An 18,879-nucleotide genomic window follows, 5' to 3' on the forward strand; every position below is an offset into this window, starting at 1 on the left:
CGAAAAGCCACGACCCGGAGGAAACCATGAGACTGGCCGCCCCTCGCATCCGCCCGCTGGCCGACGATGAACTGACGCCCGAGCAGGCGGCGGCCCTGCAGCCGGTGAGGGAAGGCCGCCTCGGCGTGCTCAACATCTTCCGCACCCTGGCCCATGCGCCCAAGGCCCTCGCCCGCTTCAACGATTGGGGCGGCTATGTGCTCTCCCGCCGCAACGACCTGCCGGCCCGCGAGCGGGAGATCGTCGTTCTGCGGATCGGCTACCTCTGCCGCTCGGGCTACGAGTTCACCCAACACACCCGCATCGGCCTCGACTGCGGCCTGACGCCGGACGAGATCGCTCGCATCAAGCGCGGCGCCGACGCCGACTGGAGCCCCGCCGATGCGGCGCTGATCCGGGCCTGTGACGAACTCCATGCCGACCAGTTCATCACAGAGCCCACCTGGGCCGAGCTTGGCCGCCACTTCAGCGACAAGCAGCGCATGGACCTAGTGTTCACCGCGGCCCAGTACACCCAGGTCTCGATGATCCTGAACACCTTCGGAGTGCAGCTCGAGGAGGGCGAGACGCTTGACCCGGACCTGCGCGGCTTCTGACGCCCTGCGGCTTCTGGCGCCTCGAGTCCGATTGCGGTTGGATGGGACGGCCGGCGCCCGTATGTAGGCCTGATGACGCCTGCGACCCGACGCGCCCAGCGCCGAGCCTCGGCCTTTCGGAAGTTCTTCGACCAGGAAGCGTCGGGGGGCTATGTGCTCATGGCCGCCGCGGCCGTGGCCCTGGTGGTGGCCAATTCACCGCTGGCGGGCCCGTACTTCGGCCTGCTGGAGACCAAGCTCGGCTTCGCCCTCGGGCCCGTCCACCTGAACGAAAGCATCCTGCACTGGATCAACGACGGGCTGATGGCCCTGTTCTTCCTGCTGGTGGGGCTCGAGATCAAACGGGAGGTGCTGGACGGCCAGCTCTCCCGGCCGTCCCGCGTGGTGCTGCCCGGGCTTGCGGCCCTGGGCGGCGTGGCGGTCCCGGCGCTGATCTATGCGGGTTTCAACTGGGCCAATCCCGAAGTCTCGCGCGGGTGGGCGATCCCCGCCGCCACGGACATCGCCTTCGCCCTCGGGGTGCTCAGCCTAGCGGGCGACCGCATCCCGGCGTCGTTGAAGATCTTCCTGACCGCCCTGGCCGTGCTGGATGACCTGGCGGCGATTCTGATCATCGCCATCTTCTACACCGCCGACCTGCAGCTGGCGGCCCTGGGCGGGGCGGCGGTGGTCCTGGCCCTTCTCGTTTTGATGAACCGCCTGCGGGTGCGGCAGCTGTGGCCCTATCTGCTGGCGGGCCTCGTCCTGTGGTGGTTCGTCTTCGAGTCCGGCGTCCACGCCACCCTGGCCGGCGTCGCGCTGGCCATGACCATCCCGCTTGACCGCACCCCGGCCCAGCCCGACGCCCACAGCCACAGGACCTCGCCGCTGCACCGGCTGGAGCACTGGCTGCACAAACCGGTGGCCTTTTTGATCGTGCCGGTCTTCGGCTTCGCCAACGCCGGCCTTTCCCTGGCTGGGATCACCCCCGCCATGCTCACCGACACGGTCATGCTGGGGATCGCCCTCGGCCTCTTCCTCGGCAAGCAGCTGGGCGTGTTCCTCACCGCCCTGCTGGTGATCCGCCTGGGCTGGGCCGACATGCCCAAGCACGCCAGCGTGGGGCAACTCTACGGCGTGGCGGTGGTCTGCGGCATCGGCTTCACCATGAGCCTGTTCGTGGGCAACCTGGCGTTCACGACGCCCGATCTGCTCACCGAGACCAAGGCCGGCGTCTTCGCCGGTTCGCTGATCTCGGCGCTGGTGGGCCTGACCCTCCTCAAGACTTTCCGTCCCGACGTGCCGGCGGCTCGCCGGGAGGCCTGATCTCCTCGGGTGCGGAACGGCTTGGCCGTGCGCCGCGTTTGCGCCCGGTCGGGGCCACCTGAGGAGTTCGCACCTTGAACAGCATTATCTATCTCGTCGGCCTGGTCGTGGTTGTCCTGATCATCCTGGGTTTCCTCGGCATTCGCTGACCGGCAGGCAGCACGGGTGCTGCCCTCCGGCTGAAAAAAGGGGCTACCTGCCAGGGATGCCGGTCACGTCCGCCTATCGCCCCGATCCGAGGTTCCCGGCGCTGGGGGCCGAGTTCGCCGATCCCGTGGCGGCGGCGCGCTTCCCCAAGACCCTGCTGCGCTATCGCAACGACCGGGCTGCCGCCTCGGTGGGGCTTGATGGCCTGACCGACGCCGAGTGGATCGCCCACTTCGGTCGGTTCGAGCCCCTGCCGGACAACATCGACCCGCCCCTGGCCCAGCGGTACCACGGCCATCAGTTCCGGGTTTACAACCCCGAGCTCGGCGACGGCCGCGGCTTCCTGTTCGCCCAGCTGCGTGAAGCCGGGACGGACCGCCTGCTGGACCTTGGGACCAAGGGATCGGGCCCCACGCCCTGGTCACGCTCGGGCGACGGGCGCCTGACCCTGAAGGGCGGGGTGCGCGAGGTGCTGGCCACCGCCATGCTGGAGGCGCTGGGCGTGCCCACCTCCCGCTCGTTCTCGCTGATCGAGACGGGTGAGCAGCTGGTGCGCGGGGACGAGCCCAGTCCCACGCGCTCGTCCGTGCTGGTCCGGCTGTCCCACAGCCACATCCGCTTCGGCACCTTCCAGCGCCATGCCTTCTTCGAAAAGGCCGACCGCATCGGCCTGCTCGTGGACCATGTGATCGCCAACTACTATCCCGACCTCGCCGAGGTGGAGGATCGTCCCGCCGCCCTGCTGGCCGCCGTGGGCGAGCGCTGCGCGACCCTGACGGCGCGCTGGATGGCCGCGGGCTTCGTCCACGGGGTCCTCAACACCGACAACATGAACATCACGGGCGAGAGCTTCGACTATGGCCCGTACCGCTTCCTGCCGAGGTCGGATCCCAACTTCACGGCGGCCTATTTCGACCATTCCGGGCTCTACGCCTTCGGCCGCCAGCCCGAGGCTGTATTCTGGAACCTGCAACAGCTGGCCGGATGCCTCACGTTCGTCACCGGCAGCGATCCGCTGGTGGCGGCGCTAAACACCTTTGGCCAGGCGTACCGGCGCGAACTGGCGTCGGCGATGGTCCGGCGCCTGGGGCTCAAGCCGCGGGGACCGGAGGCCGACGAACTCCTGGTGCAGGCGGCGTTCAAGGGGCTCGCCTTCGGCGGGGAGCGCTTGCGCTGGGAGCCGTTCTTCTTTGACTGGTTCTGCGGCCGCGATCCCGCCGGGCCGCGGGCGGACCTCTACGCCGCCGACGAGTTCGCCGACTTCCGCGCGCGGATCGCCCCTTATGAGCCCGAGCGCCCCGAGCGCCTGGCGCATCCGTATTTCCAGGGCGAAGCGCCGGAGGAGCTGCTCTACGACGAGATCGAGGCCATCTGGGCCCCCATCGCCGAGGCCGGCGACTGGAGCCGCTTCCACGACAAGCTCGCCCGGATCGAGGCCGCGCGCGTCGCCTGGGGCCTTGCTTAGCCGGGCGGGGTCCTAGTCGAACCCGAGTTGGCGGCGCAGGGTTTCAGGGCTAACGCCCCGGGCTCGCAGTTCGCGCAGGGTCTCGGACCGGTCGCGCTTGGCGAACCGGCGCCCGTCCGGCCCGGTCAGCAGGCGGTGGTGGTGATAGGTGGGCGTCGACAGGCCGAGCAGGGCCTGCAGAAGCCGCTGCACATGGGTGGCCTCGGCCAGATCCTCGCCGCGAACGACGTGGGTGATCCCCTGCAGGGCGTCGTCCAGCACCACGGCCAGATGATAGGCCACGCCCACGTCCTTGCGGGCCAGGACCACGTCGCCGCCCAGTTCAGGCCGCGCCTGGACGAGGCGGGCCTCGCCCGAACCCTCCTCCACGAAGGTCAGGCCTGAAAAGCCGCCCAGCCGCGCTTCCGCCGCCGCCAGAGACAGGCGCCAGGCGAAGGGCTCGCCGGCGGCCAGCCGCCGAGCCTCCTCCTCGGGCGGCAGGGGCGCGCCCCGGAAGGCCTCCATGGCGCCGTGCGGGGCCCGGGCGATCTCCTCGGCCACCTCCTTGCGGGTGCGGAAGCAGCGGTAGAGCAGGCCGTCCGCCTCCAGCCTGCCGAGGGCGGCCTGATAGTCGGCCAGATGTTCCGACTGCCGGCGCACGGGCGTCTCCCAGGATAGTCCCAGCCACGCCAGGTCCTCGTAGATCGCCGCCTCGTACTCGGGGCGACAGCGGGTGACGTCGATGTCCTCGATGCGCAGCACGAACCGGCCGTCCGCCGCGCGGGCGGCGGCGTAGGCGGTCAGGGCCGAAAAGGCGTGGCCGCGGTGCAGATAGCCGGTGGGCGAGGGGGCGAAACGGGTGGCGAACACCCCAGGCCCTTTATCAGTCCTGCCGGACGTGCGGGAACAAGCCCATGTGCTGCAGCACGGCGGCGATGAACGGCCGCTCCCCGCCGAGAGCCTCGCGCATGTGTTCGAACTGCTTGAAGCCGACCATCTCGGCCAGGCCGTGGGCCGCGCACCAGGAGGCGATGGTGGCCAGCTCCAGATCGGTCTCGGCGCTCGGGTCGGCGCCGTGCTCCACCATGGTCGCGCGGACCATGCAGTAGGCGCTGTCGTCCTCCGAGCCCCGGGTGTCCATGGGCAGGGCTTCCTTGTCCCGGGCCGCGTCATACATCACCCGGTAGAGCGCGGGATGCTCGCGGGCGAAGCAGACATAGGCGAGGCCCAGGGCGGTGAGTTGCTGGCGGCCCTGTTCGGTGGCTTTGGCCTCGCGCATCCTAGCGTTGAGGATCTCCCAGCCCTCATGGGCCACCGCGTCCAGCAGTTCGGCCTTGTCCTTGAAGTGATGATAGGGCGCGGCGGGGCTGACCCCGGCCTCGCGGGCCACCGCCCGCAGCGAGAGCGCGCTGGGCCCCTCCGCCTCCAGCAGCCGCCGGGCCGCATCGACCAGGGCGCGGCGAAGGTCGCCGTGGTGGTAGGGCCGGGATTCCGCGCTCTGAGCCTCTTTCATCACCTGCACCATAGGCCTGCATCTGGACGCCGTAAAGATCATCTTGACGGCGCTCAGATCGGCGTTATCTTAGCGGCGTTCAAATCAAGAAAACGCCCCGCCGGCCCCTGGGTTCGGCGGAAAGACTGAAAGGTGTGTGTCTCATGTTCCTCGCCAGGTTCGAACGGCATTTCGACCGTCTCGCCCCCGTCTACCTGCTGTTCCTCGGTCTCACCGCGGCCGGCGCCACGGCGGCGATCGGCGTCTGAGGGCCTCCCCGCCCTAGCCGACGAAAAGCGAAGGGCCCCCGTTGCGGGGGCCCTTCTTTCTCTGCGCGCGCCCCAGCATGAACGGGGTGTGCAAAATCGCATAACAGTGCAGCGCAAATAGCTATCTGAGCAATGTTTGGATGGTGCTATCTAAACGTTGTCCAGATGAGGCGGCGCTCCAGGGCGCGGTCCTCGCCAATGAACCCTCAGGGAGAAAAGCGATGTCGTTCCGAATGAACCGGATGCTCGACGTGGCGGTCTCGTTTGCGATCGTGAGCCTGGCCTTCACGCTCGCGGGCGCCACCGCCGCCCTCGGCGTCTAAGCCATGCGCCAGGGGCCGGCCTCGTCCGCTGCGTAGCGGGCGGGGCCCGGAGCCCCTCGAATACCAACTTCGATATCGACGCCCGGCGACCGCTGTTCGATGTCGTGGAGATGTGTTCGAATCGAGCCTATAGTTTTCGCCGTGCAGCCACTTAAGACGAGGGCCGTGTCTTCAGCCCCAAGTCGCCTGCCATAGCCGCCGTACGCGGCCCCGGGAGAGCCGGCCATGCAGGTGCTTAGGCATCCGCCGTCCGGCTGGCCGTGTCTGGTGCTGAACGCCGACTACCGGCCGCTCAGCTACTACCCCCTGTCGCTCTGGCCCTGGCAGGAAGTCGTCAAGGCGGTCTTCCTCGACCGGGTGGATGTGGTCTCCACCTACGACCAGGTCATCCACTCCCCCTCCTTCGAAATGAAGCTGCCGAGCGTGGTGTCGCTGAAGCACTACGTGGCCCAGGACCGGCCCCCGGCCTTCACCCGCTTCAATCTCTTCCTCCGCGACAGCTTCACCTGCCAGTACTGCGCCTCCACCGAGGAGCTGACGTTCGACCATGTGGTCCCGCGCTCCCGCGGCGGGCGGACCACCTGGGAAAACATCGTCACCGCCTGCGCTCCCTGCAATCTGTCCAAGGGGGGGCGCACCCCGGCCGAGGCGCACATGCACCCGCGCCAGAAGCCGCGCCGGCCCACCGCTTTCGAGCTGCAGGAACGGGGGCGCCGCTTCCCGCCGCACCACCTGCACGAGAGCTGGCTCGACTACCTCTACTGGGACATCGAGCTGGAGGCCTGAGCGGCCCGCTGCGGCGTACAGCCCAGCTTGATCATTGTCATGGACGCCCGGCCGCGGCTGGGGAGTTTGCCGGCGTGGTCCGATCCCGCCGCCGCGCCTGCTCAAGCTCCGTCTTCGCGAGCGAACCGCGTCGCTCGCGTCGGCGGGCGCATCTGGCCACGCCGTCCCGGTCTCTGTGCTCAGAAGAAAGTCGCCCGTGTCGCCTACGCTCGCCATCCCGTCCGCGGAAACCTTCCGCGCCGCCCTCGACGAGGCCGCTATCGTCGCCGTCACCGACCGGGCCGGGCGCATCATCGAGTGCAATGAGCGCTTCTGCCTGATCAGCGGCTACAGCCGGGAGGAGCTGATCGGGCGGACCCACCGGATCGTCAATTCCGGCCACCACGACCGCGACTTTTTCCGCCAGATGTACGCCGAGATCTCCCAGGGGCGGGTCTGGAAGGGCACCATCTGCAACCGCCGCAAGACGGGCGAGCTCTACTGGGTGGACACCACCATCTATCCGAACCGCGACGCGGAGGGGCAGATCAACGCCTACATCTCCCTGCGCTTCGAGGTGACCAGCCACGTGGCGGCTGTCACGGCCCTGGAAGCCGCCACCGAGGAGGCGATGCGGGCGGCCAGCGCCAAGGATCAGTTCCTGGCCAACATGAGCCACGAGGTGCGCACGCCGCTGAACGGGATCATCGGCCTGGCGGCGGCCCTGGGCGCGAGCGACCTCGACCCCAAGCAGCGGGAGATGATCGAGCTGATCCTGCGCTCGGGCGAGTCCCTGCGGCGGATCCTCGACGACGTCCTTGACATCGCCAAGGCCGACGCCGGCGCCCTGGCCATCGAGCGGCGCGCCATCGACCTGCGCGAGGAACTCCAGGCCGCCGCCGAACTGATGCGCATCCGGGCCGAGGAGAAGGGGCTGCGGTTCGAGGTGGCCTTCGGGGAGGGCGCCGACGGCTGGGTCATGGCCGACCCCGCGCGCCTGCGGCAGATCCTTTCCAACCTGATCTCCAACGCCATCAAGTTCACCGACGTGGGCGAGGTGCGGGTGCAGGTGGCCGTGCGCGAGGCGGGCGAGGGCTGGCGCCTGACGATCGACGTGATCGACACCGGCATCGGCTTCGACGAGGCCCAGGCCGAGAAGCTGTTCGACCGCTTCGTCCAGGCCGACGGGTCCAGCGCCCGGCGCCACGGCGGGGCGGGCCTTGGCCTGGCCATCTCCCGGACCCTCGCCGAGCTCATGGGCGGCACGCTCGAGGCCAGGTCGGAGCCCGGGCTGGGCAGCGTGTTCCGGCTCGTGCTCCCGGTGGAGACTGTCGCCCGGCCTGCGCCGCCGGCGGAGGCCGCGGGCTGGGCGCTGTGGGTGGACGATGTCCCGCCCCGGGTGCTGCTGGCCGAGGACCATCCCACCAACCAGCTGGTTGTGCGGGCCCTGCTGGAGCCCCTGGGGGCGACGGTGGAGGTGGCGGCCAATGGCGCCCAGGCCGTCGATCGGGCCGAGCGGGACGCCTACGACGTGATCCTGATGGACATGCAGATGCCGGTGATGGATGGCCTGGCGGCGGTGGCGGCCATCCGCGAGCGGGAACAGCGGCTGGGCCTGCCCCGGGTTCCCATCGCCATGCTCACGGCCAACACCTCGGGGGCGCATCGCAAGGCCGCCGACGAGCACGGCGCCGACGGCTTCATCGCCAAGCCCCTGACGCTGGATACGCTGGTCGGCGGGATCAATGAGGTGCTGGCCAGCCGCGCGCGCCAGCCGGCGGGCCCTGGCCGTTCCGGCCTGAGGCGCGCGGGGCCTAGGCGCCGATGACGGCCAGGAGGCCGGCGAAATCGTCGGCCAGATGGTCGGGGGCGAAGCGCGCCAAGGCCTCGGGCGTGGCGTAGCCCCAGGCGACGGCGGCGCAGGCGACCCGCGCCCGCCGGGCCGCTTCGATGTCCCGGGTCTCGTCACCCACCGCCAGGACGCGCCCGGGGCGGACGCCCTCGGCGCGGATCACCTTGCGGAACACCGGCGCCTTGCCGAACAGGGCCGCCCCGCAGGCATAGCGGCCCACCTGCGCCGCCGAGCCGCCCAGCACCTGGCGCACGACTGTCTCGCTGTTGGAGCTGACGATGGCCGTCCGCACGCCGGCGGCCTGAAGCCGGCCGAGGAAGTCCGCCGCCCCGGGAAACAGGCCGATCTCGTGGGCGTGGGCCTGCATCAGGGCGCGCATGTCCCGGGCGATCCCGGGCAGGCGCCAGGCCGGAATGCGCATCCGCCTGACGATCTCGCGATTGGAGAGGCCGCGCATGGCGTCCAGCTCGTCCGGCCCTGGCGCGGGCAGGCCGCGCGCCTGGAGAAAGCCGGTCAGGTTGCGCAGCATCCAGGGGCCGCTGTCGGCGAGCACCCCGTCGAAATCGAGGATGACGAGGTCGAAGCGGCGATCAGGCGAAACGGTCACGGCCTAGCGGAAAATCCAGATTCCGCCGGTGACGCCAGAGGGCGCCTCAGCCAGGCCCCGGATCTCCAGGCGCGCCTGGCGGGCGCCGCAGAGGCAGCGAAGCCGGCCTTCCAGCTCGTCCACATGCTGGCGGCCGAGGCCCTGGGCCAGCCAAGGGCGCGGATCGAGCGCCGCCTCGCGGCCGCAGCCGCAGCGCGCCCAGAGGCTGGACCGCGGTGCGACGGCCCGGGACAGACGCGCCTCGGCGCCGAAGGCCCGGTCGGGCGCCTGGTGGAACATCCCGTCAGCCATGTCCGCCTCCTCGGAATGGATGCGAACAAAAGCAGAACTTCTGACTTCCGTCGACTCCGCCATGGCTGTGATCGTGGCCCTCTCAACCGCGCGTGGCATGCGCGAGAGGCCGATCAGGCGGGCGATTCCGGCCTCGGCTCAACGGCCGGGCCACGGCTGCTCACACCTTTTCGCTGATCTTGATGGCGGCGCGGCAGCCGGTGCGGATCACCGCCGCCAGCAGGCCGTAGCCCGGCGCCTCGCGGGCGCCTTCCTCGACGGCCAGGTCCCGGTGGGCGAGCTCTTCGTCGCGGAACTTGGTGAGTTCGGCGGCGAGTTCAGGATCGGTGTCCGCCAGTTCGGCGATCTGGCCCGCATAGTGCTGCTCGATCACCGACTCCACGGCCTCGGTGCAGGCGTGGGCGGCCTTTTCGCCCAGCAAGGCGGTGCCGGCGCCCAGGGTGAAGGCCGCCAGCCGCCAGATCGGGGCCATGGCCGTCGGTCGCACATTGTGTTCGGTGAGCAGGCGGTCGAAGCGCGCGAGGTGTTCGGCCTCATGGCCTTCCATCTCGGCGAGCTGGCCGGCGATGCGGTCGCGGCCGGGCGCCTGGGCCAGCACGGCCCGCTGGCCGCGGTAGATATGGACGGCGCCCAGTTCGCCCGCGTGGTCCACGCGGAGGATCTCGGCGAGGCGGGCGGCCATGGCGCCGCGGCCCGGGCGGGGAGGAATCGGCTTCTCGCTCATCGTTTGGCCTTCTCGCGCAGCGCGGCCATCGCGCTCAACCCCACAAGGCCGAGCGAGATCAGGGCGTTCCAGCCGGCCATGGACAGGCCCGCGAACACCCAAGGGGCCTCGTCGCAGGCGGGCGGCCTGACGGCGGCGCCGGCCAGGAAGTCCTCAAGGGCGGCGGCGTTGACGCCGGTCCCGGCCGAGGCGCAGGCCGACGGACCGGCCCAGAATTTCCACTCGGCCCCCGCGTGATAGATGGCGATCCCCGCGCCCACGGCGAACACCAGGCCGAGCACCCAGCAGGTCAGCTCCCGCCAGCGGGGCCCGCCGGGCAGGCGGACCACGATCATGAAGGCGAAGGCGATGGCCAGGGCCGCCCAGTAGACCTCCCGCTGGCGCAGGCACAGCGTGCAGGGGGCGTAGCCGCCGAAGGTCTGGAAGGCGTGGGCGATGGCCAGCATGGCGGCGGCGGCGAGCAAGGCGCACAGCCGCCAGCGGTCGAGGAAGGGGCGAAGCCAGGTCATCGGCGCGGATAAGACCCCAAGGTCGGCCTCACAGGAAGACCTTCACCGCCACGAACCCGCCGATCAACAGGGCCAGCAGCAGCACGGAATAGAGGTTCAGCCGCCGCTCGAACTCGTGGAGCATGGCCGGGCCCAGGTACTTGAGTATGGCCGCCACGATGAAGAAGCGAGCCCCCCGCGTCAGGATCGAAGCCCATACAAAGGTGAAGAGGTCGAAGCGGGCGAAGCCGGCGGTGATGGTCACCAGCTTGTAGGGGATCGGCGTCAGTCCCTTGATGAGGATCACGCCCAGGCCCCACTGGTCGAACCAGCGCTGGAACTCCTGCCGCCCCTCGGGGTGGCCGAACAGCTTGAGGATGAACATCCCCACCGGCTCCAGGAAGACCCCGATGGCGTAGCCCAGGAGGCCGCCCAGCACCGAGGCGACGGTGCAGATCGCCGCATAGACGAACGCCTTGTCGCGATTGGCCAGCACCATGGGCGCCAGCATCACGTCCGGCGGGATCGGGAAGAACGAGCTCTCGGCGAAGGAGACGATGGCCAGCGACCGGGGCGCGTGGCGGGAGCGGGCCAGGCCCATGACCCAGTCGTAGAGCTTGCGGAACATTCAGGGGTCCGATGAGGCGCCGGGGCGGAGGTTCGAGCGTTCTGGCTAGCAGGGGTTCGCCGGCTTGTCGCGGCCTGCCTTTGGGCGAACGCCGTCGTGCTTGTAAATTGGTTTCATATGATACTATCTGTGGGCCATAGGGAGGCCCAGGCCATGAACACCCAGACGCTCGCCAAACGCGCCGAGACCGGCGACCTCTTCGACAACCCCCTCGGCACCGACGGGTTCGAGTTCGTCGAATTCACCTCGCCCGAACCCGAGAAGCTGAAGACCCTGTTCGAACTGATGGGCTTCACGGCGGTCTCGAAGCATCGTTCGAAGAATGTGCTGCGCTTCCGCCAGGGCGACATCAACTTCATCCTGAACATGGAGCCCACGGGCCAGGCCGCCGAGTTTCGCGCCGCCCACGGGCCGTCGGCCAACGCCATGGCCTTCCGCGTGCGCGACGCCGCCAAGGCCTTCGAACTGGCCATCGCGCGCGGCGCCAAGCCGGTCCATGGCCCGGTCGGGCCGATGGAGCTGAACATCCCGGCGATCGAGGGGATCGGCGGCTCGAACCTCTACCTCGTGGACCGCTACGGGGCGCAGGAGATCTACGACGTCGACTTCACGCCCATCCCGGGCGCCGAAGAGGCCCTGTCCCGCAATGCCGTAGGCCTCACCTACCTCGACCACCTGACCCACAACGTCCACCGGGGCAACATGAAGACCTGGGCGGACTTCTATGAGCGGATCTTCAATTTCCGCGAGATCCGCTACTTCGACATCGAGGGCAAGCAGACCGCCCTGCTGTCCAAGGCCATGACCAGCCCGTGCGGCAAGATCCGCATCCCGCTGAACGAGAGCCAAGACGACCACTCGCAGATCGAGGAATTCCTGAAGGACTACAAGGGCGAGGGCATCCAGCACGTCGCCCTGGGGACCGACGACATCTACTACGCCGTCGAGACCATGCGCGCCCGCGGCGTGCAGTTCCAGGACACCATCGACACCTATTTCGAGGGCATCGACGCCCGGGTGCCGGGCCACGGCGAGGACGTGGCGCGCCTGCGCCGCAACAAGATTCTCATCGACGGCGCGCCCACCGAGGGCCAGGGCCTGCTGCTGCAGATCTTCACCGAGAACATGATCGGTCCGATCTTCTTCGAGCTGATCCAGCGCAAGGGCAACGAGGGGTTCGGCGAAGGCAACTTCAAGGCCTTGTTCGAGAGCATCGAACTCGATCAGATCAGGCGAGGGGTGCTCCCGGCAAAGGAAGACTGATGCGTTCGATTACGGCTCTTGCGGCGGTTCTGGTGATGACGATGGCGGGGGGCGCGCAGGCCCAGGAAGCCTCAAGGCCCAGGTGGGCGATCGTGGTGCATGGCGGCGCCGGGGTGATCGACCGCAAGGACCTGACGCCCGAGCAGGACAAGGCCTATCGCGAGGCCATGGGCCGGGTCGCCACCGTCGGCGCTGAGGTGCTGAAGGCCGGCGGCTCGGCGCTGGACGCCATCGAGACCGCCATCAGGATCCTCGAGGACGACCCGCTGTTCAACGCCGGCCGGGGCGCGGTCTTCACCGCCGAGGGCCGCAACGAACTGGACAGTTCGATGATGGACGGCAAGACCCTGGCCGCCGGATCGGTGGCGGGCGTCACCCGTACGCGCCATCCCATCAGCCTAGCCCGCGCGGTGATGGAGAAGTCGCCCCACGTCATGCTGATCGGCGAGGGCGCCGAGCGCTTCGCCCGCGCCCAGGGCCTTGAAGAGGTGGACAACAGCTACTTCTTCACCGAGCGCCGCTGGCAGGCCCTGGAGCGAGAACTGAAGACGCTGAACCTGCCGGTTCCCGCCCGCCCCAAGGGCGCCCCGCAGGCGCCGTCAGCGGCCCTGGAGCAACGGGCCGAGCTGCAACATGACGAGGGCCGCGACCGCCTGGCCCAGCTGGACAAGAAGTACGGCACCGTCGGCGTGGTGGCCCTGGACAGCGCCGGCAATCTGGCGGCCGGCACCTCCACCGGCGGTACCACCGCCAAGCGCTGGGGCCGGGTGGGCGATTCCCCGATCATCGGGGCCGGCACCTACGCCTCGAACGCCTCGTGCGCGGTCTCGGCCACCGGCACGGGCGAGTACTTCATCCGCCTGACCGTGGCGCGGGAGATCTGCGCCCTCGTGCAGTACAAGGGCCTCGGCCTGCAGGCCGCCGCCGACGAGGTGATCCAGAAGCAGCTCACCGCCATGGGCGGGGACGGCGGCGTCATCGCCGTGGCCCCGGACGGCCAGATGGCCTGGAGCTTCAACACCTCGGGCATGTACCGGGCGCGCGTCGCCGACGGGGCGCCGCTGACGGTGGGCATCTACAAGGACGATCCGTAATGGCGAAGGGCGACTGGATCCCGGTCCGGGCCGCGCAGGGAATTCACTCCCGCCAGGCCCACGCCGACCTTCCGGAGGGCACCTACGAGCGGGAGATCTCGAAGGAAGGCTTCTTCGGTCCGGCCGCCTTCCTGCACCATCGCCGTCCGCCCACCGGCTGGACCAGTTTCGAGGGCCCGCTCCGCCCGCGGGCCTTCGATCTCAACCGCCTGAACGCCGCCGAGGCCTCGCCTTGGGACGCCCGGGTGGTGCTGCACAACGCCGCCGTCGAGGTCCGCTTCTGGAAGCTGGACGGCCCCATGCCGGCCCTCGCCCGGAACGCCGACGGCGACCAGCTGCTCTTCGTCCATGATGGAGAGGGCGAGCTCTTCTGCGACTACGGCCGCCTGCGCTTCCGGTCGGGGGATTACCTCTATCTGCCGCGGGGCACCATGTGGCGGCTCAGGCCCGCGGCCGGGCCGGCGGCCATGCTGATGATCCAGGCCACCAACACCCACTTCAAGTTGCCCGACCGAGGCCTGATGGGCGGCCACGCCCAGTTCGACCCGGCGGTCCTCGAGACCCCGGCTATCGACGAGGCCTTCAAGGCCCACCAGGACGAGGCCGGCGACTTCCGCGTCGAGATCAAGAAGCGCGGCCAGGTCTCGGTGGTGACCTATCCCTACAATCCGCTGGATGCGGTGGGCTGGCACGGCGACCTCGCCCCCGTGCGGCTGAACGTGCGCGACATCCGGCCGGTGATGAGCCACCGCTACCACCTGCCGCCCAGCGTGCATTCCACCTTCGTCAGCGACCGCTTCGTGGTCTGCACCTTCGCGCCCAGGCCCTTCGAGACCGACCCGGGCGCGCTGAAGGTGCCGTTCTTCCACAACAACGACGACTACGACGAGGTGCTGTTCTACCACGCCGGAGACTTCTTCAGCCGCGATCACATTGAGGCCGGGATGATGACCTTCCATCCCTCGGGCTTCACCCACGGGCCGCATCCCAAGGCGCTGAAGAACATGCTTGTGCAGGTCAAGCCGGCGACAGACGAATATGCGGTGATGATCGACACCCGCGATCCGCTGGACGTGGGCGAGGCGGCCGGCGCGGTCGAGAACCCCGCCTATGTGGACAGCTGGAAGAGCCCATGACCCTGCAGGCCGACCTCGAAGCGGCCGCCCGGGACGAGCTGGACCGCGCCTGCACCCTGGCTTGGCGGCAGCTCGCCGGCCACCTGCCGTGGGGCGACACCTTCGAGGGCTTCTCGCCGGCTGGCCGCGAGGTCTGTTTCGAGCGCGCCTACCTGTGGGAGGGCGAGCCCGGCGGCGACATCCGCGTCGAGGTGACCGTCTATGAGCCCGAGGCCTATGAGGCCGGGGTGAAGGTCACCGGCGCCATTCCCCGCGAACCCTTCGACATCCGGAGTTGCTGATGAAGCTCGCCTCGCTGAAGGGAGGCCGGGACGGCCGCCTCGTGGTGGTCTCGGCTGACGTGTGCTGGTGCACGCCCGCCGACCGCATCGCGCCCAACCTTCAGGCGGCGCTGGACGACTGGGAGCGCTGTGAGCCGGAGCTGCGGGGCCTCGCCGAAAGCCTGGAGCATGGGGCGGCGCCGCGGGAGCGTTTCCACGAGCAGGAGGCCCTGAGCCCGCTGCCGCGGGCCTATCAGTGGGCGGACGGCTCGGCCTATGTGAACCACGTGGCCCTGGTGCGGCAGGCCCGGGGCGCGGAGATGCCCGAGAGCTTCTGGACCGATCCCCTGATGTACCAGGGCGGCTCGGACGGCTTCCTCGGCCCGCGCGACCCGATCCCGCTCAGAGACGAGGCCTGGGGCTGCGACCTGGAGGGCGAGGTGGCGGTGATCACCGGCGACGTGCCCATGAGGGCTGGCCGCGAGGAGGCCCTGGCCGCCATCCGCCTCGTCATGCTCTGCAACGACGTGTCCCTGCGCAACCTGATCCCGGGTGAACTCGCCAAGGGCTTCGGCTTCTTCCAGTCCAAGCCCGCCTCAGCCTTCTCGCCGGTGGCGGTGACGCCCGACGCCCTGCCCAACTGGCGGGACGGCAAGCTGCACGGCGCCCTGGAGGTGGAGCTGAACGGCAAGCCCCTCGGCCGGGCCGACGCGGGCGTGGACATGACCTTCGACTTCGGGACCCTCATCGCCCATGCGGCCAGGACCCGGTCGCTGGCGGCCGGGACGATCATCGGCTCGGGCACGGTCTCGAATCGCGGCGCCGACGGCGGCCCGGGCAGGCCCATCGCCGAGGGCGGTGTCGGCTATTCCTGCTTGGCGGAAGTGCGCACCGTAGAGACTCTGCTTCACGGCAAGCCAGAGACGCCGTTCCTCAAGCCCGGGGACGTGGTCCGGATCGAAATGGTGGACGGCCGGCGTCACACCATCTTCGGAGCGATCGAGCAGCGGGTGGTGCAGGCGTGAAGATGGCGGACGCGGGCGACGATCTGGGCCAGGGCGAGCGTCTGAGGCTCGACGGCTACCTGCCGTACCGGCTGTCGGTGGCGTCGAACGCCGTCTCGGGCCTGATCGCCCGGGCCTATCAGGACCGGTTCGGCCTGACGATTCCGCAGTGGCGGCTCATTTGCGTCCTGGCCGAGGACGGTCAGGCGGAAACGGGGCCGGGCGGCGGCCTCACCCAGGCCCAGGTGGTCGCCCGCACGGTCATGGACAAGGTGACGGTGAGCCGCGCCGCCCAGGGCCTGGTGAAGCGGCAGCTGGTGAGCCGGTCCGACCACCACGCCGACGGGCGCAGTCATGTGCTGGAGCTTACGGCGGAGGGCCGCCGCCTCTACGCCGACATCGCGCCGCTGGCCCTGGCCTATGAGGCGGCGCTGATCGCAGGGCTCTCTCCGGACGAGGTGGCGCTGCTCAAGCGCCTGCTCGTCCGCCTGCAATCGGCGGCCGGTCAGCTGGCGGGCGAGGACCCGCTGCCAGTCAGCCTGCGCTGATCGCGGGCCGGCCTAGTGGACGTAGGCGGGTTCGGCCCGAACGCCCCACCGGTGCGACCCTTCGTCGAAGGGAAGGTGGAAGCCGTAGGCCGCGCGCTTGCGCTCGTCGCGCCAGTACTCCTCGAAGGAGACGATGAGCGCACTCTGCAGCTCTTCCGGGATCTGACGGACATCGTGGCCAAGGCTCCTGGCCACCTGCTCGATCACCAGCGTCCGGTGCGCTTCGCCGCCGAACGACAGGAGCACCTCACGCACGCGCTTCGCCAGGACTTCCTTCCGGGCGAACGGCTTTTTGCCGGGGACCGCGTCGCGGGTTGTATCAGGCTGCTTCTGCATGACGCCGCAGCGTTGCATCCGGCCGGTTTACAACCGGGTTAAACGTCAGGGCGAACGGATGGTTAACGGCTGTGCCCCGGGTTCAGGTCCGGGGCGCAAGGTCGCCTAGCCCCAGCCCAGGGCCACGGCCGTGTGATAGACGGCGAACGAGGCCAGATAGGCCAGGGTGACCATGTAGGCGAACATCACCCCGGTCCAGGCCCAGGAGTTGGTCTCGCGCTTCACCACGCCCAGGGTCGCCGCGCACTGGGGCGCGAAGATGTACCAGGCCAGGAAGGCGAGGCCGGTGGCCAGGGACCAGCTCTCGGACAGCTGCGTCGCAAGGGCGCCGACGTTGGCCTCGGCGTCGCCCACCGCATAGACCGTGCCCAGGGCCGCCACCGCCACCTCGCGGGCCGCGAAGCCCGGGATCAGGGCCACCACCATCTGCCAGTTGAAGCCAATGGGGGAGAACAGCGGCTGCAGCGCCTGGCCGATCATCCCGGCGAAGCTGTAGTCGATGTCCGGCTGGGTCGCGCCCGGCGGCGGCGCCGGGAAGGTGGACAGCGCCCACACCAGGATCATCAGCGGCAGGATGATCCGGCCGGCGCGGCCGATGAAGATCTGCGCCCGCAGCAGCAGGTTGCGGCCGACGTTGGCGAGGCTGGGCAGCTTGTAGGTGGGCAGTTCCATCAGGAACGGCTCCACCGCCCCACGCCAGAACACCTTGCGGATCACCAGCGAGACCAGAAGGGCGCTGGCGATGCCGGCGGCGTAGAGGCCGAACATCACCAGGCCCTGGAGGTTCAGGCCCGGGCCCACGGTGCGGTCCGGGATGAAGGCGCTGATGATCAGGGTGTAGACGGGGATCCGCGCCGAGCAGGTCATCAGCGGCGCCACGAGGATGGTGGTCAGCCGGTCGCGCTTCTGGTCGATCACCCGGGCGGCCATGACGCCGGGAATGGCGCAGGCGAAGCTGGACAGCAGGGGAATGAACGCCCGGCCGTGCAGGCCGGCGCCGCCCATGATCCGGTCCATCAGGAAGGCAGCCCGGGCCATGTAGCCGAAGTCTTCCAGCAGGATGATGAAGAAGAACAGGATCAGAATCTGGGGCAGGAAGACCAGCACGCTGCCCACCCCGGCGATCAGGCCGTCGACGAGCAGGCTCTGAAGGAGGCCGTCGGGCAGCACCTGGGCCACCAGTTCGCCCAGGACGGCGAAGCCGGCCTCGATCAGGTCCTGGGCCGGGCCGGCCCAGCTGAACACCGCCTGGAACATCACGAACAGCAGGCCGAGCAGGATGGCCAGACCCGCCACCGGATGCAGCAGCACCGCGTCGATCCGGCCCGTCAGGGTGTCGGGATGCTCGGGCGGGCGCACATAGGTCTTGAGGATGCGCTGCGCCTCGCGGTGGGCGCTGCGGATCTCGCCGGCGGTGGGCGCCCGCCACTGGTTCTCATGCTCGGGCAGGGCGCCGGCGGCCACGAGCGCCTCCACCTGGGCCACCAGATCGTCGATGCCCCGCTTGCGGGTGGCCACGGTGGTGACGATGGGCACGCCCAGCTCGGCGCGCAGGCCGTCCAGGTCGATGCGCAGGCCCTGGCGCAGGGCGATGTCATACATGTTGAGGGCCAGCACCATGGGCCGGCCCACGGCCTTCAGCTCGAGGATCAGCCGCAGGACGAGGCGCAGATTGGTGGCGTCGGCCACGGCCACCACCACGTCGGGGGCCTGTTCGCCGGCCAGCTGGCCCAGGACCACGTCCCGGGTGACCGCCTCGTCCGGGCTGCGGGCGCGCAGGGAATAGGTGCCGGGCAGGTCAAGGATCGACAGGTGCCGCCCCGAGGCCGTGGTGACGAAGCCTTCCTTCCGCTCGACGGTGACGCCGGCGTAGTTGGCCACCTTCTGCCGGCTACCGGTCAGGGCGTTGAAGAGGGCGGTCTTGCCCGTGTTCGGGTTGCCGACCAGCGCCACGCGGGCGGGCCGGATCACAGCTTCACTCATTTGGTTTCCAGACGCACCCAAACGTCGGCGGCGTCGCGGCGGCGCAGCGCCACGCGCATGTCATCGACGCGCACGGCGATCGGGTCCTGGCCGACCAGGCCTTCGTGCAGCACCTCGATCGCAGCGCCTTCCACGAAGCCGAATTCCAGGAGCCGTCGCTCAAGCTCGTCCACGTCCACGCCGTGGTCGGCGGCATGGCCGGCGCGGACCTCAACGATGACGCCGCGGTCGCCCGGTCGGACCTTGCTCAGACGGACGAGGCCGTCAGCCCTGCTTTCGGAAAGTTCCGCCGCAGATTGGGCGGTCAAGGCGTGCATAGGTTTT

The 18,879-nt window shown here is 69.6% G+C and carries 21 protein-coding genes; 11 read left to right on the forward strand and 10 right to left on the reverse strand.

The window, feature by feature from the left end; genetic code table 11:
• Positions 1-26: 26 nt before the first annotated feature.
• From BO64_RS06180 to BO64_RS06190, 3 genes are all read left to right on the forward strand, one after another.
• Positions 27-596: a carboxymuconolactone decarboxylase family protein gene (locus tag BO64_RS06180; RefSeq protein WP_496402401.1), complete on the forward strand. Its 570-nt coding sequence runs from the start codon at positions 27-29 to the stop codon at positions 594-596.
• A 72-nt stretch (positions 597-668) separates the two neighbouring features.
• Positions 669-1,901, forward strand: a complete 1,233-nt coding sequence (gene nhaA / locus BO64_RS06185; protein WP_496402402.1) for a Na+/H+ antiporter NhaA — start codon at positions 669-671, stop codon at positions 1,899-1,901.
• A gap of 205 nt (positions 1,902-2,106) precedes the next feature.
• Positions 2,107-3,513 (forward strand): protein adenylyltransferase SelO, encoded by a 1,407-nt coding sequence (locus BO64_RS06190; protein WP_496402403.1) that lies wholly within the window; start codon positions 2,107-2,109, stop codon positions 3,511-3,513.
• A gap of 12 nt (positions 3,514-3,525) precedes the next feature.
• On the opposite strand, the gene gluQRS is transcribed toward BO64_RS06190, so the two are convergent.
• Both gluQRS and BO64_RS06200 read right to left on the reverse strand, forming a co-directional pair.
• Positions 3,526-4,362, reverse strand: coding sequence for a tRNA glutamyl-Q(34) synthetase GluQRS (gene gluQRS, locus BO64_RS06195; protein WP_496402404.1), 837 nt, complete (start codon positions 4,360-4,362; stop codon positions 3,526-3,528).
• Positions 4,363-4,375: 13 nt separating this feature from the next.
• Positions 4,376-5,017 (reverse strand): TetR/AcrR family transcriptional regulator, encoded by a 642-nt coding sequence (locus BO64_RS06200; protein ID WP_496402405.1) that lies wholly within the window; start codon positions 5,015-5,017, stop codon positions 4,376-4,378.
• A gap of 784 nt (positions 5,018-5,801) precedes the next feature.
• On the opposite strand from BO64_RS06200, the gene BO64_RS06205 reads away from it, so the two are divergent.
• Positions 5,802-6,362: an HNH endonuclease gene (locus BO64_RS06205; protein WP_496402406.1), complete on the forward strand. Its 561-nt coding sequence runs from the start codon at positions 5,802-5,804 to the stop codon at positions 6,360-6,362.
• A 196-nt stretch (positions 6,363-6,558) separates the two neighbouring features.
• Positions 6,559-8,169 (forward strand): ATP-binding protein, encoded by a 1,611-nt coding sequence (locus tag BO64_RS06210; protein WP_496402407.1) that lies wholly within the window; start codon positions 6,559-6,561, stop codon positions 8,167-8,169.
• On the opposite strand, the gene BO64_RS06215 is transcribed toward BO64_RS06210, so the two are convergent.
• From BO64_RS06215 to BO64_RS06235, 5 genes are all read right to left on the reverse strand, one after another.
• Complete coding sequence (locus BO64_RS06215; protein WP_496402408.1) at positions 8,156-8,800, reverse strand: HAD hydrolase-like protein; 645 nt, start codon at positions 8,798-8,800, stop codon at positions 8,156-8,158. The genes BO64_RS06210 and BO64_RS06215 overlap by 14 nt on opposite strands.
• A gap of 3 nt (positions 8,801-8,803) precedes the next feature.
• The gene (locus BO64_RS06220; RefSeq protein WP_496402409.1) at positions 8,804-9,091 is read right to left on the reverse strand and encodes a hypothetical protein; all 288 of its coding nucleotides are present in this window, start codon (positions 9,089-9,091) and stop codon (positions 8,804-8,806) included.
• A gap of 160 nt (positions 9,092-9,251) precedes the next feature.
• A complete protein-coding gene (locus BO64_RS06225) occupies positions 9,252-9,815 on the reverse strand; it encodes a demethoxyubiquinone hydroxylase family protein (protein ID WP_496402410.1) in 564 nt (187 codons plus the stop codon).
• The gene (locus BO64_RS06230) at positions 9,812-10,324 is read right to left on the reverse strand and encodes a disulfide bond formation protein B (RefSeq protein ID WP_496402411.1); all 513 of its coding nucleotides are present in this window, start codon (positions 10,322-10,324) and stop codon (positions 9,812-9,814) included. Before BO64_RS06230 ends, BO64_RS06225 begins: the two co-directional genes overlap by 4 nt.
• Positions 10,325-10,352: 28 nt before the next feature.
• On the reverse strand, positions 10,353-10,931 hold the full coding sequence (locus BO64_RS06235; protein WP_496402412.1) for a YqaA family protein: 579 nt from the start codon (positions 10,929-10,931) through the stop codon (positions 10,353-10,355).
• A 153-nt stretch (positions 10,932-11,084) separates the two neighbouring features.
• On the opposite strand from BO64_RS06235, the gene hppD reads away from it, so the two are divergent.
• The 6 genes from hppD to BO64_RS06265 are packed head-to-tail and all read left to right on the forward strand — an operon-like array spanning position 11,085 to position 16,236.
• Positions 11,085-12,194, forward strand: a complete 1,110-nt coding sequence (hppD, locus tag BO64_RS06240) for a 4-hydroxyphenylpyruvate dioxygenase (protein ID WP_496402413.1) — start codon at positions 11,085-11,087, stop codon at positions 12,192-12,194.
• Entirely contained in the window at positions 12,194-13,288 is a 1,095-nt protein-coding gene (locus BO64_RS06245; protein ID WP_496402414.1) for an isoaspartyl peptidase/L-asparaginase family protein, read from the forward strand. Before hppD ends, BO64_RS06245 begins: the two co-directional genes overlap by 1 nt.
• Positions 13,288-14,424: a homogentisate 1,2-dioxygenase gene (locus BO64_RS06250; protein WP_496402415.1), complete on the forward strand. Its 1,137-nt coding sequence runs from the start codon at positions 13,288-13,290 to the stop codon at positions 14,422-14,424. The genes BO64_RS06245 and BO64_RS06250 overlap by 1 nt, the downstream gene beginning before the upstream one ends.
• On the forward strand, positions 14,421-14,705 hold the full coding sequence (locus tag BO64_RS06255; protein ID WP_496402416.1) for a hypothetical protein: 285 nt from the start codon (positions 14,421-14,423) through the stop codon (positions 14,703-14,705). The genes BO64_RS06250 and BO64_RS06255 overlap by 4 nt, the downstream gene beginning before the upstream one ends.
• Positions 14,705-15,709: a fumarylacetoacetate hydrolase family protein gene (locus BO64_RS06260; protein ID WP_496402417.1), complete on the forward strand. Its 1,005-nt coding sequence runs from the start codon at positions 14,705-14,707 to the stop codon at positions 15,707-15,709. The genes BO64_RS06255 and BO64_RS06260 overlap by 1 nt, the downstream gene beginning before the upstream one ends.
• A gap of 2 nt (positions 15,710-15,711) precedes the next feature.
• Complete coding sequence (locus BO64_RS06265; RefSeq protein ID WP_496402418.1) at positions 15,712-16,236, forward strand: MarR family winged helix-turn-helix transcriptional regulator; 525 nt, start codon at positions 15,712-15,714, stop codon at positions 16,234-16,236.
• 12 nt (positions 16,237-16,248) lie between these two features.
• On the opposite strand, the gene BO64_RS06270 is transcribed toward BO64_RS06265, so the two are convergent.
• The 3 genes from BO64_RS06270 to BO64_RS06280 all read right to left on the reverse strand — a co-directional run bounded on the left by BO64_RS06270 (position 16,249) and on the right by BO64_RS06280 (position 18,872).
• Complete coding sequence (locus BO64_RS06270; RefSeq protein WP_496402419.1) at positions 16,249-16,572, reverse strand: hypothetical protein; 324 nt, start codon at positions 16,570-16,572, stop codon at positions 16,249-16,251.
• A 105-nt stretch (positions 16,573-16,677) separates the two neighbouring features.
• Entirely contained in the window at positions 16,678-18,555 is a 1,878-nt protein-coding gene (gene feoB, locus BO64_RS06275; protein ID WP_496402420.1) for a ferrous iron transport protein B, read from the reverse strand.
• The gene (locus BO64_RS06280) at positions 18,552-18,872 is read right to left on the reverse strand and encodes a FeoA family protein (protein WP_496402421.1); all 321 of its coding nucleotides are present in this window, start codon (positions 18,870-18,872) and stop codon (positions 18,552-18,554) included. The genes feoB and BO64_RS06280 overlap by 4 nt, the downstream gene beginning before the upstream one ends.
• Between the last annotated feature and the right edge of the window lie 7 nt (positions 18,873-18,879).

This window comes from Phenylobacterium composti DSM 19425 (genome assembly GCF_059568645.1).